Source organism: Lentzea sp. NPDC037011, assembly GCF_055607425.1.
Genome location: NZ_JBVJRT010000003.1, coordinates 622228 through 636242, shown reverse-complemented (window position 1 = coordinate 636242; position 14015 = coordinate 622228). Strand labels below are relative to the sequence as shown.

Annotated in this window: 13 protein-coding genes; 8 read left to right on the top strand and 5 right to left on the bottom strand. The window is 72.3% G+C overall.

Going from position 1 to position 14015, the window contains the following annotated elements:
- Positions 1-8: 8 nt before the first annotated feature.
- Together ACZ7CH_RS11405 and ACZ7CH_RS11400 are read right to left on the bottom strand one after the other, a co-directional pair.
- On the bottom strand, positions 9-680 hold the full coding sequence (locus ACZ7CH_RS11405) for a response regulator (RefSeq protein ID WP_470373765.1): 672 nt from the start codon (positions 678-680) through the stop codon (positions 9-11).
- A complete protein-coding gene (locus tag ACZ7CH_RS11400) occupies positions 677-2248 on the bottom strand; it encodes a sensor histidine kinase (RefSeq protein WP_360388938.1) in 1572 nt (523 codons plus the stop codon). Before ACZ7CH_RS11400 ends, ACZ7CH_RS11405 begins: the two co-directional genes overlap by 4 nt.
- Positions 2249-2391: 143 nt before the next feature.
- Here ACZ7CH_RS11400 and ACZ7CH_RS11395 point away from each other — a divergent pair, with 143 nt between their 5' ends.
- The 3 genes from ACZ7CH_RS11395 to ACZ7CH_RS11385 are packed head-to-tail and all read left to right on the top strand — an operon-like array spanning position 2392 to position 5352.
- A complete protein-coding gene (locus ACZ7CH_RS11395) occupies positions 2392-3366 on the top strand; it encodes a Bug family tripartite tricarboxylate transporter substrate binding protein (protein ID WP_360388941.1) in 975 nt (324 codons plus the stop codon).
- Positions 3363-3857 carry a tripartite tricarboxylate transporter TctB family protein gene (locus tag ACZ7CH_RS11390; protein WP_360388943.1) on the top strand — a complete coding sequence of 165 codons (495 nt, stop codon included), beginning with the start codon at positions 3363-3365 and terminating at the stop codon, positions 3855-3857. Before ACZ7CH_RS11395 ends, ACZ7CH_RS11390 begins: the two co-directional genes overlap by 4 nt.
- On the top strand, positions 3850-5352 hold the full coding sequence (locus ACZ7CH_RS11385) for a tripartite tricarboxylate transporter permease (RefSeq protein ID WP_470373764.1): 1503 nt from the start codon (positions 3850-3852) through the stop codon (positions 5350-5352). The genes ACZ7CH_RS11390 and ACZ7CH_RS11385 overlap by 8 nt, the downstream gene beginning before the upstream one ends.
- 12 nt (positions 5353-5364) lie before the next feature.
- Here the strand turns inward: ACZ7CH_RS11385 and ACZ7CH_RS11380 are convergent, their stop codons facing one another.
- The 3 genes from ACZ7CH_RS11380 to ACZ7CH_RS11370 are packed head-to-tail and all read right to left on the bottom strand — an operon-like array spanning position 5365 to position 8511.
- Complete coding sequence (locus ACZ7CH_RS11380; protein ID WP_470373763.1) at positions 5365-6129, bottom strand: HTD2 family dehydratase; 765 nt, start codon at positions 6127-6129, stop codon at positions 5365-5367.
- Positions 6126-7271 carry an acyl-CoA dehydrogenase family protein gene (locus ACZ7CH_RS11375; protein WP_360388950.1) on the bottom strand — a complete coding sequence of 382 codons (1146 nt, stop codon included), beginning with the start codon at positions 7269-7271 and terminating at the stop codon, positions 6126-6128. Before ACZ7CH_RS11375 ends, ACZ7CH_RS11380 begins: the two co-directional genes overlap by 4 nt.
- A 10-nt stretch (positions 7272-7281) precedes the next feature.
- Positions 7282-8511: an aspartate aminotransferase family protein gene (locus ACZ7CH_RS11370; protein WP_360388953.1), complete on the bottom strand. Its 1230-nt coding sequence runs from the start codon at positions 8509-8511 to the stop codon at positions 7282-7284.
- Between the two features lie 78 nt (positions 8512-8589).
- Here ACZ7CH_RS11370 and ACZ7CH_RS11365 point away from each other — a divergent pair, with 78 nt between their 5' ends.
- The 5 genes from ACZ7CH_RS11365 to ACZ7CH_RS11345 all read left to right on the top strand — a co-directional run bounded on the left by ACZ7CH_RS11365 (position 8590) and on the right by ACZ7CH_RS11345 (position 13952).
- Positions 8590-9447 (top strand): LysR family transcriptional regulator, encoded by an 858-nt coding sequence (locus tag ACZ7CH_RS11365; RefSeq protein ID WP_360388956.1) that lies wholly within the window; start codon positions 8590-8592, stop codon positions 9445-9447.
- Between the two features lie 23 nt (positions 9448-9470).
- Entirely contained in the window at positions 9471-10388 is a 918-nt protein-coding gene (locus ACZ7CH_RS11360; RefSeq protein ID WP_470373762.1) for a DUF6891 domain-containing protein, read from the top strand.
- Between the two features lie 23 nt (positions 10389-10411).
- Positions 10412-10615, top strand: a complete 204-nt coding sequence (locus ACZ7CH_RS11355) for a LacI family DNA-binding transcriptional regulator (RefSeq protein WP_470373761.1) — start codon at positions 10412-10414, stop codon at positions 10613-10615.
- Positions 10581-10967, top strand: coding sequence for a substrate-binding domain-containing protein (locus tag ACZ7CH_RS11350; RefSeq protein ID WP_470373760.1), 387 nt, complete (start codon positions 10581-10583; stop codon positions 10965-10967). The genes ACZ7CH_RS11355 and ACZ7CH_RS11350 overlap by 35 nt, the downstream gene beginning before the upstream one ends.
- A 150-nt stretch (positions 10968-11117) precedes the next feature.
- On the top strand, positions 11118-13952 hold the full coding sequence (locus ACZ7CH_RS11345) for a glycoside hydrolase family 2 TIM barrel-domain containing protein (protein WP_470373759.1): 2835 nt from the start codon (positions 11118-11120) through the stop codon (positions 13950-13952).
- The last annotated feature ends 63 nt before the right edge of the window (positions 13953-14015 follow it).

Below are 14015 nucleotides of genomic sequence, written 5' to 3'. Positions count from 1 at the left end.
CAATTTCCTCAGGTCAGGCGGTAACCGTGCGAAGGCCGGTTCGCCATTCCGTACCGCGGCTGCACCTCGGCCTTGCCGATGCTCACCAGGTGTTCCAGGTACCGCCGCGCGCTCACCCGCGACAACCCGGCCCGTTCGCCGACCTCCTGCGCCGACAGGTCGCTCTCGCAGTCGCGCAACGCGGCGATGACCAGCTTCAGGGTCAGTGCGGACAGGCCCTTCGGCACACCGGCCGAGCGCGGGCGGTGTTGCAGCAGCTGGTCGACCTCGTCCTGGTCGAGCCACTGGCCGAGGCGCTGCACCTCGGTGCGGCGCACCGCGTACTGCTGCATGCGGTCGAGGAACGCCGTGCGGGTGAACGGCTTCACGAGGTAGTGGTCGACGCCGCGGGACATCGCCTGGCGCACGGTCTCCAGCTCGCGGGCGGCCGTCACCGCGATGACGTCCACCGGCGGGCCGGAGCGGGCGCGCAGGCGGGCCAGCACCTCCAGGCCGGAGATGTCGGGGAGGTGGATGTCGAGCAGCACCAGGTCCGGGCGCAGCGCCTCGACCGCGCGCAGGGCCTCGCCGCCGCCGTGGGCCTCGCCGACCACCTCGAACTCGGGCAGGGCCGTGAGGAACTCGCGGTGGATGGCGGCGACGGCGAAGTCGTCGTCGACCACGAGCGTGCGGACGGTCATCTGTTCCCCGTTTCCGGTAGCCACACGTCGAACGACGCGCCGCCGAGCGAAGAGTCCGTGACGTCGACCCTGCCGTTGCGGCGGGTGACCACGCGGGAGACCAGTGCGAGGCCGATGCCCCTGCCGTGCGCGCCGGCCACCGCCTTGGAGCTGACACCGAGGTCGAAGACGCGGTTGCGGTCGGGTTCGGCGATGCCGGGGCCGTCGTCGTCGACCACGACCCGCACACCGGCGTCGGACGACCGGACCAGCACCCGGACGGTGCCGCCGGTGTCCACGGCGTCGACGGCGTTGTCGAGGAGGTTGCCGAGCACGGTCAGCGCGTCGTCGCCAGCCCGGACGTCGACCGACGAGGTGGCGTCCAGGCGCAGGGCCACGCCGCGTTCGTGGGCCGTGGAGGACTTCGCGAGCAGCAACGCCGCCAGCGCGGGGTCTGCGCCCGCGCCGGTGACGATGTCGGAGGTGAGCGAGCCGGCGCCGCCGACGCGTTCGATGTAGGCGACGGCGTCGTCGCGGCGGTCGAGCTCCACGAGGCCGCCGATGACGTGCAGGTGGTTGGAGAACTCGTGGGCCTGCGCGCGGAGCACCTCGGTGACGGTGCGCTGGCCGTCGAGCTGGCGCAGGGCGTCGTGCAGCTCGGTGCGGTCGCGCAGGGTGAGGACCACGCCGACGGCACGGCCCGCGGTCTTCGCGGTCATCCGGTTGGCGACCAGGACCCGTTCGCCCGCGAGGACGAGGCGGTCGGAGACGTCGTCGCCGCGGGCGAGGTCGAGGACGCCGGAGTCGAGCACCTCGTCGGCGGGGCGGCCGGTGGGGTCGGCGCCCAGGCCGAGCAGGCGCATGGCCTCGTCGTTGACCAGCGCGAGGCGGCCGTGTTCGTCGACGGCCACGACGCCCTCGCGGATGCCGTGCAGCATCGCGTCGCGGGTCTCCAGCAGCTGGGCGATCTCGGCGGGTTCGAGCCGGAACGTGCGGCGGCGCACCAGCTGGGTGACCAGGGCGGCGCCCAGCACGCCGACCAGGGCGGCCAGTGCGAGCCAGCCGATCAGCTCGGGCAGGTCCTCCGCGAGGTCGGCGGACAGCTGGCTCTCCAGGATGCCGACCGAGGCCATGCCGATGATCCTGCCGTCCTCGGAGCGGATCGGGACCTTCGCCCGCAGCGAGGTGCCCAGGGTGCCGGTCTCGGTGCCGACGAAGACGTTGCCCGACAGGGCCGTGGACGGGTCGGTGGAGACGCGCTCGCCGATGCGGCGCGGGTCGGGGTGCGCGTAGCGGACGCCCCTGTCGTTCGTGACCACCACGTACGTCACGCCGGAGGCGGTGCGGATCAGCTCGGCCAGCGGCTGGATGGTCGCCGCCGGATCGGGGCTGCCGAACGCGCCGACCACGGTCGGCAGCCGGGCGACGCTCTCGGCGACGGCCAGCATCCGGTCCTGGTAGGAGTCGCGGATGCGGTCGCTCTGCAGCTTGGCCGCGAGCAGGCCGGCGGCGCACGTGGTCACCAGGACGATGACCACCTGCAGTACCAGCAGGGAGACGCCCAGTGAGACGCGGCGACGGCTGCGCATGGCTGACGTTTCTAATGCAAGAGCTGTGGTCGGCGCCACAAACTAAACGACCAATACGAGTCTTACGACCGTTTGCTTACGTGTGAACGCACCCCTCCTTAGCGTTCCCGCCCAACGTCGCCGAGGGAACGGGTGTGTGGACGATGAGCAGGAAATGGGTCGCGGTGGTGGCCGCAGCGGGATTGTTGGTCACCGGGTGCGGCCAGAAGGGGCAGAGCGGCTCCGACGCGCTCGCCAAGCTGGAGATCATGGCGCCCGCCGACCCCGGCGGTGGCTGGGACCAGACGGCGCGGGCGATGCAGACGGCCATGAACGGCGCGAACCTGGTGAGATCGATCCAGGTCAGCAACGTCGGCGGCGCGGGCGGCACGGTCGGGCTGAAGAAGCTCGCGAACGAGCGCTCCGAGCAGTACCTGATGGTCACCGGTCTGGTGATGGTCGGCGCGGTGGAGACCAACAACGTCGACACCCGCTTGGAGGACACCACCCCGATCGCGCGGCTCACCGCGGAGGACGAGGTCGTCGTCGTGCCGGCCGACTCGCCGCACAAGACGATCGACGACCTGCTCAACGCCGTGAACGAGAAGGGCAAGGGCGTCTCGATCACCGGCGGTTCGGCGGGCGGCACCGACCACCTGCTCGCGGCCATGCTGCTGGCCGCCAAGGAGATCGACCCGCTCAAGCTCAACTACATCCCGTACTCCGGCGGTGGTGAGTCGCTGGCCGCGCTGCTGGGCAAGAAGGTCGACGCGGGCATCTCCGGCATCGGCGAGTACCGCGAGCAGATCAAGGCGGGCAAGCTGCGCGCGCTCGGCACGTCCGGTCCGAAGGAGCACACGGACCTCGGCGGCAGCGTGCCCACGCTCAAGGGCGTCGGCAAGGGCGTCGAGCTGATCAACTGGCGCGGTGTGGTGGCGCCCGGCTCGATCTCGCCCGCGGCCAAGGAGCGGCTGATCACGCTGGTCACCGACATGCGCAACAGCCCGCAGTGGCAGGAGGAGCTCAAGAAGAAGGGCTGGACGGACACGTTCCTCACCGGTCACGAGTTCTCGACGTTCCTCACCAAGGAGATCGGCCGGATCAAGCCCGCGCTCGAGGAGATGGGCCTCGCGAAGTGAGTGCGGAGAAGGCCGAGGAGTACGGCTTCGGCGGGCTGGTCGTGGCGATCGGGGCGTTCGTCCTGGTCGACGCGACCACCATCGCCTCGCGCGGCACCGACACCTCCGTCGGGCCGCGTGCCTTCCCCTACGCCGTGGGTGCGTTGCTGGTCGTCACCGGCATCGCGGCGATCATCGCCACCGCACGCGGCAAGCTCGGCCAGGCCGAGGACGGTGAGGACGTCGACACCGGCGTCCGCACCGACTGGGCGACGGTGGCCAAGCTGGTGGTCGTGCTGGTGGCGCACCTGGCGCTGATCGACATCGCCGGGTGGCCGGTGGCCGCGACCGTGCTGTTCTTCGGCGCCGCCTGGGCGCTGGGTGCCGTGTGGTGGCGCGCGCTGATCGTCGCCGTGGTGCTGGCACTGGTGGTGCAGGTCGTGTTCGCGTCCGGGCTAGGCCTGTCGCTGCCCGCCGGGATCTTCGAGGGGGTGCCCCTCCTCGATGGGTGACATCACCGCGCTGATCGACGGTTTCGCGACCGCCGCGCAGCCCCTCTACCTGCTCTACGCGCTGCTGGGCGTCACGCTCGGCACCGCGGTCGGCGTGCTGCCGGGCATCGGGCCCGCGATGACGGTGGCGTTGCTGCTGCCGCTGACCTACACGCTCGAACCGACGGCCGCGCTGATCATCTTCGCGGGCATCTACTACGGCGGCATGTACGGCGGGTCGACCACGTCGATCCTGCTGAACACGCCCGGCGAGTCCGCGTCGATCGTGACCGCGCTGGAGGGCAACAAGATGGCCCGCGCGGGCAGGGGCGCGGCGGCACTCGCGACGGCGGCGATCGGGTCGTTCGTGGCGGGCACCATCGCCACCGTCCTGCTGACCGCGCTGGCCCCCACGATCGCGGACGTCGCGGTCACCCTCGGCCCGGCCGACTACTTCGCGCTGATGGTCGTGGCGTTCACGACGGTCGCCGCGCTGCTCGGGTCCTCCCCCGTGCGCGGTCTCGCGTCGCTGGCGCTCGGGTTGTTCATCGGCCTGATCGGCACGGACACGCTGTCCGGGCAGTCCCGGTTCACGCTGGGCATCCCGACGCTGGCCGACGGCGTCGACGTGGTCGTGGTGGCGGTCGGCGTGTTCGCGGTGGGCGAGGCGTTCTACGTCGCCTCCCGGCTGCGGCACGGCCCGATCGAGGTCATCCCGGTCGGCGGCAAGTGGTTCACCCGCGAGTTCTGGTCGCGGTCGTGGAAGCCGTGGCTGCGCGGCACGGTGATCGGCTTCCCGATCGGCACCGTGCCCGCCGGTGGCGCGGACGTGTCGACGTTCCTGTCGTACGCGGCGGAGAAGAAGCTCTCCACGCGGCCGGAGGAGTTCGGCAAGGGCGCGATCGAGGGCGTGGCGGGCCCGGAGGCGGCGAACAACGCGGCCGCGGCGGGCGTGCTGGTGCCGTTGCTGACGCTGGGCCTGCCGACGACGGCGACGGCCGCGGTGATCGTGGCGGCGTTCCAGAGCTACGGCATCCAGCCGGGACCGCTGCTGTTCACGAACAACAGCGAGATGGTGTGGGCGCTGATCGCGTCGCTGTACATCGGCAACGTGATGCTGCTCGTGCTGAACCTGCCGCTGGTCAGGATCTGGGTGAAGGTGCTGCAGATCCCCCGCCCGTACCTGTACGCGGGCATCCTGCTGTTCGCCGCGCTGGGCACCTACGCGGTGAACTTCGTGGTGGACGACCTGGTCGTGCTGCTGGTGATCGGCGTGGTCGGCTTCTTCATGCGCCGCCACGGCTACCCGGTGGCACCGCTGGTGGTCGGCATGGTCCTCGGCCCGCTGGCGGAGGAGCAGCTGCGCCGGACCCTCCAGATCAGCGAGGGCGACCTGACCGCGCTGGTGGCGAGCCCGTTCGCGGCCGTCTGCTACGCGGTGCTGGCCGTCCTGCTCGCGGTGGCGGTGGTGTTGCGGCTGCGGCGCCGCAGGACCGCGGAGCTCACCGCCGTCTGAGGACCGGCGGGTTCACCGGGGCGCTCCGGTGAACCCGCCGGTCGCGGTGCGCCGGCCGTACCGGTCGCGCACCGACGTCGGCGTCACCACCATCCCCTGGTGGTCGAACAACGGGGCCACGAGCCGGTACTCGAAGTCACCGGCGAGCCCCGCCCTCCTCCCCGCCTCGGCCATCGCGAGCGCCTGCAACGGCCCGTGCGTCAGCAGGCCCGGATACCCCTCCACGTCCCGCGCGTAGTCGCGGTCGTAGTGGATGCGGTGGGCGTTGTAGGTCAGCGCGGAGAACCGGAACAGCAGCGTCGGGGTCACGTCGACGGCCCACTCGTGCTCCGCGGCGGGCACCTCCGGTGTCTCCGGGAGGTCCGGGGTCGTTCCGGGTTCGCGGTAGACGAGGTCCTGCTCCTCCTCGACCACGACCTCCCCGCGTTGCCAGATCTGGTGCCGCACCACGACGAACGTCAACGGCCCCGACCGGCCCTGTTTGTCCTCGGTGGACAGCACGGTCGTCTCCCGCGTGGCCGTCTCGCCGCAGCGCAGCGGCCCCGAGCGGCGCACGCGGCCACCCGCCCACATCCGGCGCCGTCCGGGTGGCGGGACCGGGACGGTGTTGCGGAACGGGTGCCCGTCCGGCCCGAGGTCGGCCTGCGCCGGGCGGTCGAGCAGGTAGAGCCAGTGCCACAGCAGCGGCAGGCCCTCCTCGGCGAGGTCGGGCACCGGCACGTCGAGCAGCGCGCCCAGTGCGTGCGCGGGGTCGGGGAGCAGCAGGTCGGTGGTCACTTCGCCCTCTTCACCAGCTGGCGGGCGATGACGGTCCGCTGGATCTCGTTGGTGCCCTCACCGACGATCATCAGCGGTGCGTCGCGGAAGTAGCGCTCGACGTCGAACTCCGTGGAGTAGCCGTAGCCGCCGTGGATGCGCACGGCGGTGAGCGCCACCTCCATCGCGGTCTCCGAGGCGAACAGCTTCGCCATGCCGGCCTCCAGGTCCGCGCGCTCCCCCGAGTCGTACCGGCGGGCGGCGTGCAGGGTGAGCTGGCGGGCGGCTTCGAGCTTCGTGGCCATGTCCGCGAGGTAGTTGCCGATGGACTGGTGCTGCCAGATGGGTTTGCCGAAGCTCTCGCGCTCCTGGGCGTACCTGAGCGAGTCGTCCAGCGCCGCCTGCGCGACGCCGAGGGCCCGGCACGCGACCTGGATGCGCCCGATCTCAAGGCCGCGCATCATCTGCGCGAACCCCTGGCCCTCCACACCGCCGAGGACCGCGGTCGCGGGCACGCGGAAGTCGTCGAAGGACAGCTCGCAGCTCTCCACGCCCTTGTAGCCGAGCTTGGGCAGGTCGCGCGACACCGTGAGCCCCGGCCCCTTCTCGACCAGCAGCACGGACACGCCCTTGTGCGGCGGCGACGCCGACGGGTCCGTCTTGCACAGCAACGCGATCAGCCCCGACCTGCGCGCGTTGGTGATCCACGTCTTGGAACCGTTGACCACGTAGTCCGCGCCGTCCCTGCGCGCCGTGGTGCGGATGGCCTGGAGGTCGGAGCCGCCGCCGGGTTCGGTCAGCGCCATCGTCGCCCGCAGCTCACCGGTGGCCATCCGCGGCAGGTAGGCGTCCTGCTGCTCGCGGGTGCCGAACGCCACCAGCAGCTTGGCGACGACCGTGTGCCCGCCCATCGCACCGGCCAGCGACATCCACCCGCGGGCCAGCTCCGAGGTCACCATCGCGTAGCACTCGGCCGACACCGCCACCGACCCCCACGGCTCCGGCACCGCCAGCCCGAAGACGCCCATCTCCTTCATCTGGTCGATGAGCGCCTCGGGGTAGGTGTCGGTGTGGTCGAGCTCCCGTGCCACCGGCCGCACCTCGCGGTCGACGAACTCGCCGGCCAGTGCGACGATCGCGGTCTCGTCCTCGGTGAGCGCCATGCCCTCCAACCTAGGCCGTCGTCGATCCGATCGCCTCGTCGAGGATGCTCAAGCCGAGGTCCAGCTCCTCCTCCGTCGTGGTCAACGCCGGTGCGATCCGGAACACCCCGCCCATCCCGGGCGTCTGCACGATGTTCATGTGCAGCCCCAGCTCCAGGCACCTCCGCGTGATCGGCGCGTGCAGCGACTCGTCCCCGATCTCCACCCCGACCAGCAACCCGCGTCCGCGCACGTCGGTCACCAGGTCGTGCCGCGCGGCGATGTCGTCCAGCCCGGTGCGCAGGTGCGCCCCGAGCTTCACCACCCGCTCGTCCAGCTGTTCCTCGACCAGCACGTCCAGCACCGTGTTGCCGACGGCGGCGACCAGCGGGTCGGAGACGTGGGTGGTGAAGAACAGGTAGCCGCGGGCGTGCGCCTCCTCCTCGATCTCGGCGGAGGTGATCACGGCGGCCAGCGGCAGGCCGGCGCCCAGGGTCTTGGACAGCGTCAGGATGTCGGGCACCACGCCGTCGCGTTCGAACGCGTACCAGGTGCCGGTGCGGCACAGGCCGGTCTGCGCCTCGTCGAAGATCAGCAGCATGCCGCGCTCGCGGCACTTGGCCTGCAAGGCCGCGAAGTAGCCCAGTGGCGGTTCGATGATGCCGCCGGAGCTCAGGACCGGCTCGACGATGCACGCGGCCAGCGAGCCCACCGACTGGGCGTCGATCAGGTCGAACGCCAGGTCGAGCTGCGCCTGCCAGTCGGCGGTCGGCACCGGGATCGCGAAGTTGCCGCCCACCGGCCCGTAGCCCTTGCGGCCCGCGCTGTAGGTGGCGGCCGCGGCACCGGCGGTCATGCCGTGCCAGGACCGGGCGAAGGCCACGACCTCGTGCTTGCCGGTGACCAGCTTGGCCATGCGCAGCGCGGCCTCGTTCGACTCGGCACCGGTGGTGAGCAGCTGCACCTTCCGCAACGGGTCCGGCAGCGTCCCGGCGAGCCGGCGGGCCAGGTCGACGACCGGGCGGCTGAGCATGCCGCTGAAGAGGTGGTCGAGGTTCGCGATCTGGCGCTGCACGGTCGCGACGATCCGCGGGTGCGAGTGGCCGAGGATCGCGCTCATCTGACCGGAGGTGAAGTCCAGGATGCGGCGGCCGTCCTCGGTGAACAGGAAGCTGCCCGCGGCGCTGTCGATGATCTCTCGCGTGAAGGTGCCGCCGTAGCGCACGAGGTGGCGGTCCACGTCCTCCCAGAAGGTCTCCATGGACCGGGACGCTACGAGCGCGCGAGCATCAGGTCCATCTCACAATCCCACGCTCGCTGTTCGGAAATACTGCACAGCATGACGTTGAACCCGTGGCGGCTGAAGCTGCTGAGCCAGCTGGACGCGCTGGGCACCGTGCGCGCGGTGGCGCAGGCCGCGAACATGAGTGCGTCGAGCGTGTCGCAGCAGCTGGCGGTGCTGGAGGCGGAGACGCGCACGCAGCTGCTGGAACGCACCGGGCGGCGGGTGCGGCTCACGTCGGCCGGGTTGATCCTGGCGCGGCGGGCGCGGGCGGTCCTCGACCACATGGACGCCGTCGAGGCCGAGCTGCGCGGGCTCAACGCCGAACCGTCCGGGCGGGTGCGGCTCGGGGCGTTCCAGAGCTCGATCCACACGCTGGCCGTGCCCGCGATCGGGCAGCTGGACCACCCGCACCTGGACGTGCAGCTGGTCGAGCTGGAACCGCACGCGAGCATGCCCGCGCTGCTGGCCGGCGAGGTCGACGTGATCATCACGACCACCGACTTCGTGGAGCTGCCGGTGCCGCCGGACGTCGACGTCGTGCCGCTCGGCGAGGACCCGGTGGTGCTGCTGACCCCGCCTGGTCACCCCGCGACGGACCTGAAGGCGTGCAAGGACGAGCGGTGGGTGTTCGACGTGCCCGGCTCGTACATGGCGAACCTGGCCACGCGGCTGTGCCGGCAGGCCGGGTTCGAGCCGCGGGTGGTGGCCCGCTTCAGCAACTACGTGCTGACGTTGCAGCACGTCGAGGCCGGGCTGGCGGTCGCGCTGCTGCCCGCGCTGGCCGTCCACCCGCGCTTCGACGTGGTGGCGCGCGAGCTGCCGGTGACCCGCCGGATCACGGCGGCCGTGCGGCGGGGTTCGCGCGCCCCGATCACAACCGTGCTCGACGCGCTGGCCTCCGCGGCGGGCTGAGAGGCGTGTGCCAGAGTCTGCGCATGCTGGAGATCACGGTGCAGGTGGAGAACGGTGAACGGCACGTCCGCGTGTCCGAGCAGGAGCTGGCCGGGCTGGTCCACCGGATCGGCGGCGCCGGTGACCGGTTCCTCGTCGTGCAGCGGGTGCCCGACCTGCCCGGGGTGTTCGCCCAGGTCTGGCACGAGAACGGCGGCAACTACTCCGTGGAGCACCGCGACGGCGCCGCGGACCGGCACTTCACGGCGACCGCCGGCGAGCCGGACGCCGTGGCCGCGACCCTCGTCGGCTGGGCCCGGAAGGAAAGCGGCTGGGACCGCGGCCTGGCCTGGTCACCCCTGGACCTGCCGCCCGCGGCGCAGGTGCCGTCGCTCGACCTCACCGAGGAGGAGCGCACGTCGCTGGAGCAGCGCGTCCGCGAGGTGCTGGCCGGCGGCTACGCCTCCCGCGCGGACCTGGCCGAGCTCGCTGAGGACCACCTGGCCACGAAGGACCGCAGGCCCGTCTCACCCGAGCAGGCGCGGGCACTGGCCGACCGGCTGTGGCAGGAACGGGTCGAGGAACAGGCGACCTGGGAGGGCGAGACCGACCCGGAACGACTCACCCGCGCGTTCGCCGCGCTCGACGAGGCGGGCATCACCGCCCGCGAGAACTTCACCTGCTGCCGCACCTGCGGCAACGCCGAGATCGGCGACGAGGCCGCTCCGGGCGCCCGCGGGTTCGTCTACTTCCACGCCCAGTCCACGGACGCCGCCGCGGCCGGCCACGGGCTGACGCTGTACTACGGCGGCTTCGACGGCACGGCCGAGACCACCGCCGCGGTCGGCGCCGAGATCGTCGCCGCGGTCGAGGCGGCCGGTCTGCGCACCGAGTGGAACGGCGACCCCGGCCGGGCCATCTCCGTCACCGCGCTGGACTGGCGCCGCCGCCTGGTCGGCTAGGACGGGCGGCACACTCGGTCGTCATGAAGCGCGCAACGATCAACGACGTCGCGAGCGCCGCGGGCGTGTCGCGGCAGACCGTGTCGCGCGCGCTCAACGACAAGGGCGAGATCGACAGCGCCACCAAACGGCGCGTCCTCGACGCGACGCCGCTGTCGACCACCTCGTCGCGGCCGGCACCGGCACGTCGGCATGCTCGACCACGCCAACCGCGCCGACCCCGGTGACCGGCACGCGTGGTTCTGCGCGGCGATGGCCACGCACGGGCTCGACTCGCGTGCCGTCACGGGCGCGCACCAGTCCGTCGACGGCGGCGCCGAGGCCCTCACCGCGCTGCTGGACCGGCATCCCGGTGTCACCGCGGTGTTCGCGTTCAACGACATCATCGCGATCGGGGCGCTGCGCTCCGCCCGCAGGCGCGGTCTGAAGGTGCCGGACGACCTCGCCGTGGTCGGGTTCGACGGGTTGCAGCTCGGCACCGTCGTCGAGCAGGCCGCCCTGCTGCTGGCCGGCGGGCAACCGCTGTCGGGTGCCGAGCTGGTCGTGACGGCGGCGCTCATCCTTCGCACCAATCCGTGAACGCTCACGGGAGCGCTCACGGATATTCGTCACGACGTGGAACACCCGTCCTCCAGTGGCGGTCGTGCCGCTGGTGGTCATGTTCCTCGATCAGCGCACGTGATCTCATCCGCAACATCGCCGCAGGCGCTGTCGAGGGCTAAGGAACACATGTCTCAGCCGACCTACCTCGAAGACCCCCGTCCCGGCCACGGCGCGCTGCCCCCGCGCGCGCACTTCTCCTCCGACGCGGCCGCACTGCCGCTCGACGGGGCGTGGCGGTTCCGCCTGTCCCCCACCGCCGTGCTGTCCGACGACGTGGCCGCGGAGGACTTCGACGACAGCTCCTGGGACACGATCACCGTTCCCGGCCACTGGCAGCTGCAGGGACACGGGTCGCCCGCGTACACGAACGTCCGGTACCCGTTCCCCGTCGACCCGCCGCGCGTGCCGTCGGAGAACCCGACCGGCGACCACCGGCTCGTGTTCGACCTGCCGGTGTTCTGGCCGGACGAGCCGGCGGTGCTGCGGTTCGACGGAGTCGACTCGTGCGGGCGGGTGTGGCTCAACGGCGTCGAGCTGGGCGTGACGCGCGGCAGCCGGCTGCCGGCGGAGTTCGACGTGAGCGCGATGCTCCGCCCCCACCGCAACGTCCTCGTCGTGCGGGTGCACCAGTGGTCCTCCGGCAGCTACCTGGAGGACCAGGACATGTGGTGGCTGTCCGGCATCTTCCGCGGCGTCGCGCTGCTGTCCCGCCCGCGCGGCGGCGTCGCGGACTACCGGCTCAACGCCTCCTACGACCACCTCACGGGACTGGGCACGCTGTCGGTGGAGGGTGACGGGCTGCTGGTCACCGTGCCGGAGCTGGACGTGCACGACCTGCCCGCCGGTGAGAGCGCGGCGGTCGCGGTGGAACCGTGGAGCGCCGAGCAGCCGCGGTTGTACGACGGTGTCGTGCACACCGCCGCGGAACGGGTGCCGGTGCGGATCGGGTTCCGCACGGTCGCGATCGTCGACGGGGTGCTGACGGTCAACGGGTCGCGGATCGAGTTCCGCGGCGTGAACCGGCACGAGCACCACCCGGCGCTGGGCCGTGCGGTGCCGCACGCGTTCGCGGTGGCGGATGTCGAGCTGATGAAGCGCCACAACGTCAACGCCGTCCGCACGAGCCACTACCCGCCCGACCCGTTCTTCCTGTCGCTGTGCGACGAGTACGGGCTGTGGGTGGTCGACGAGTGCGACCTGGAGACGCACGGGTTCACCGAGCTCGGCTGGTCCGGGAACCCGAGCGCCGACCCGGTGTGGCTCGAGTCCTGCCTGGACCGGATGCGGCGCATGGTCGAGCGGGACAAGAACCACCCGTCGATCGTGCTGTGGTCGCTCGGCAACGAGTCGCACACGGGCCAGAACCTGGCGGCGATGGCGGCCTGGACCCGTGACCGCGACCCGTCCCGGCCGGTGCACTACGAGGGCGACCTCGACTGCGAGTACGTGGACGTCCACAGCCGCATGTACGCCTCGCACGCCGAGGTCGAGCAGATCGGGCGGCGCGAGGACGCGAACGAACGCCGCCGGGCGCTGCCGTTCGTGCTGTGCGAGTTCGCGCACGCCATGGGCAACGGGCCGGGCGGGATGCTGGAGTACCGGGAGCTGTTCGAGCGGTACCCGCACGTGCAGGGCGGGTTCGTCTGGGAGTGGATCGACCACGGGATCGCCGGTGACGGGCGGTTCTCCTACGGCGGCGACTTCGGCGAACCGCTGCACGACGGGAACTTCGTCATCGACGGGCTCGTGTTCCCCGACCGGGTGCCCTCGCCGGGGCTGGTGGAGTTCGCTGCGGTGTTCGCGCCGGTGCGGATCTCGGCCGGTGCCGACGGCGGTGTGCGGGTGGTGAACCGCTACGACCTCGTGTCGCTGGAGCACCTGCGGTTCGAGTGGGTGTACGAGGACGACGGGGGCGCGGTGGCGTCCGGGGTGCTGGCGGTGCCGGCGACCGGGCCGGGGCAGGACGCCGAGGTGCCGTTGCCGGAGCTGCCGGACGTCGCCGGCGAGGGGTGGCTGACCGTGCGGGCCGTGCTGGCGGCGGGCACGCGGTGGGCAGCGGCCGGGCACGTGGTGGCGGTGGGGCAGGTCGCGGTCGCCGGTGCGCGCGGTCGAGAGGTGGCCGGTGGCGCCGTGCCTGCCGCGGTCGTGCGAAGCGGTGGGGTCCTGCGGCTCGGTCCCGGCGTGTTCTCCCCGGTCACCGGCCTGCTGACCCGGCTCGGCCCGCTGCAGCTGGACGGCCCCCGCCTCGACCTGTGGCGGGCGCCGACCGACAACGACCGCGGCGGCGACCAGGCCTCCGACGAGCGGGCGTGGCGCGCGGCCGGGTTGCACCGGGTGCAGCACCGGGTGGCCGCCGTGGAGGTGGCGGAGCACTCGATCACCGTGCGGACGCGGGTGGCGCCGCCCGCGTGGGGGTTCGGGATGCGCGCCGACTACCGGTGGACCGCCGAGGGCGACCGGCTGCGGCTGCGGGTGGACGTGGAACCGGACGGCGAGTGGCCGTGCACGCTGCCCCGGCTCGGGCTGCGGCTGGCGCTGCCGGGGGCGCTGGACGCCGTGTCGTGGTTCGGCTGCGGGCCCGGCGAGGCCTACGCCGACAGCCGGCAGGCGGTGCGGGTCGGGCGGTTCGCGTCCACCGTGGACGGTCTGCAGACGCCGTACGTGTTCCCGCAGGAGAACGGCAACCGCGCCGACGCCCGGTGGCTGGAGCTGAGCGACGGCGTGCGCCGGGTGCGGGTGGAGGGCGAGCCGGTGTTCGACTTCGCCGCGCGCCGGTGGACGTCCGAGGACCTCGACGCGGCCACGCACACCACCGACCTGCGGGCACGGGACCGGGTGCACCTGAACCTCGACGTGGCGCAGCACGGCCTGGGAACGGCGTCGTGCGGGCCCGGTGTCCTCCCCCGGCACCGGCTGCACGCGGAGAAGACGAGCTTCACGCTGACGTTCACGGCGTCCTGATCCGGCCCTCGCGCCCGTGGTCAAGGCCACGGGCGCTCGTCCGGCGGCGGCCCGTTCGCGCGT

Excerpts from the sequence above, each read along its gene's own strand:
- ACZ7CH_RS11385 (WP_470373764.1), top strand. The coding sequence starts at position 3,850 with ATGGGTGACATCACCGCGCTGATCGACGGTTTCGCGACCGCCGCGCAG.
- ACZ7CH_RS11405 (WP_470373765.1), bottom strand. The coding sequence starts at position 680 with ATGACCGTCCGCACGCTCGTGGTCGACGACGACTTCGCCGTCGCCGCC.
- ACZ7CH_RS11395 (WP_360388941.1), top strand. The coding sequence starts at position 2,392 with ATGAGCAGGAAATGGGTCGCGGTGGTGGCCGCAGCGGGATTGTTGGTC.
- ACZ7CH_RS11400 (WP_360388938.1), bottom strand. The coding sequence starts at position 2,248 with ATGCGCAGCCGTCGCCGCGTCTCACTGGGCGTCTCCCTGCTGGTACTG.
- ACZ7CH_RS11350 (WP_470373760.1), top strand. The coding sequence starts at position 10,581 with ATGCTCGACCACGCCAACCGCGCCGACCCCGGTGACCGGCACGCGTGG.
- ACZ7CH_RS11375 (WP_360388950.1), bottom strand. The coding sequence starts at position 7,271 with ATGGCGCTCACCGAGGACGAGACCGCGATCGTCGCACTGGCCGGCGAG.
- ACZ7CH_RS11365 (WP_360388956.1), top strand. The coding sequence starts at position 8,590 with ATGACGTTGAACCCGTGGCGGCTGAAGCTGCTGAGCCAGCTGGACGCG.
- ACZ7CH_RS11360 (WP_470373762.1), top strand. The coding sequence starts at position 9,471 with ATGCTGGAGATCACGGTGCAGGTGGAGAACGGTGAACGGCACGTCCGC.
- ACZ7CH_RS11355 (WP_470373761.1), top strand. The coding sequence starts at position 10,412 with ATGAAGCGCGCAACGATCAACGACGTCGCGAGCGCCGCGGGCGTGTCG.
- ACZ7CH_RS11345 (WP_470373759.1), top strand. The coding sequence starts at position 11,118 with ATGTCTCAGCCGACCTACCTCGAAGACCCCCGTCCCGGCCACGGCGCG.
- ACZ7CH_RS11370 (WP_360388953.1), bottom strand. The coding sequence starts at position 8,511 with ATGGAGACCTTCTGGGAGGACGTGGACCGCCACCTCGTGCGCTACGGC.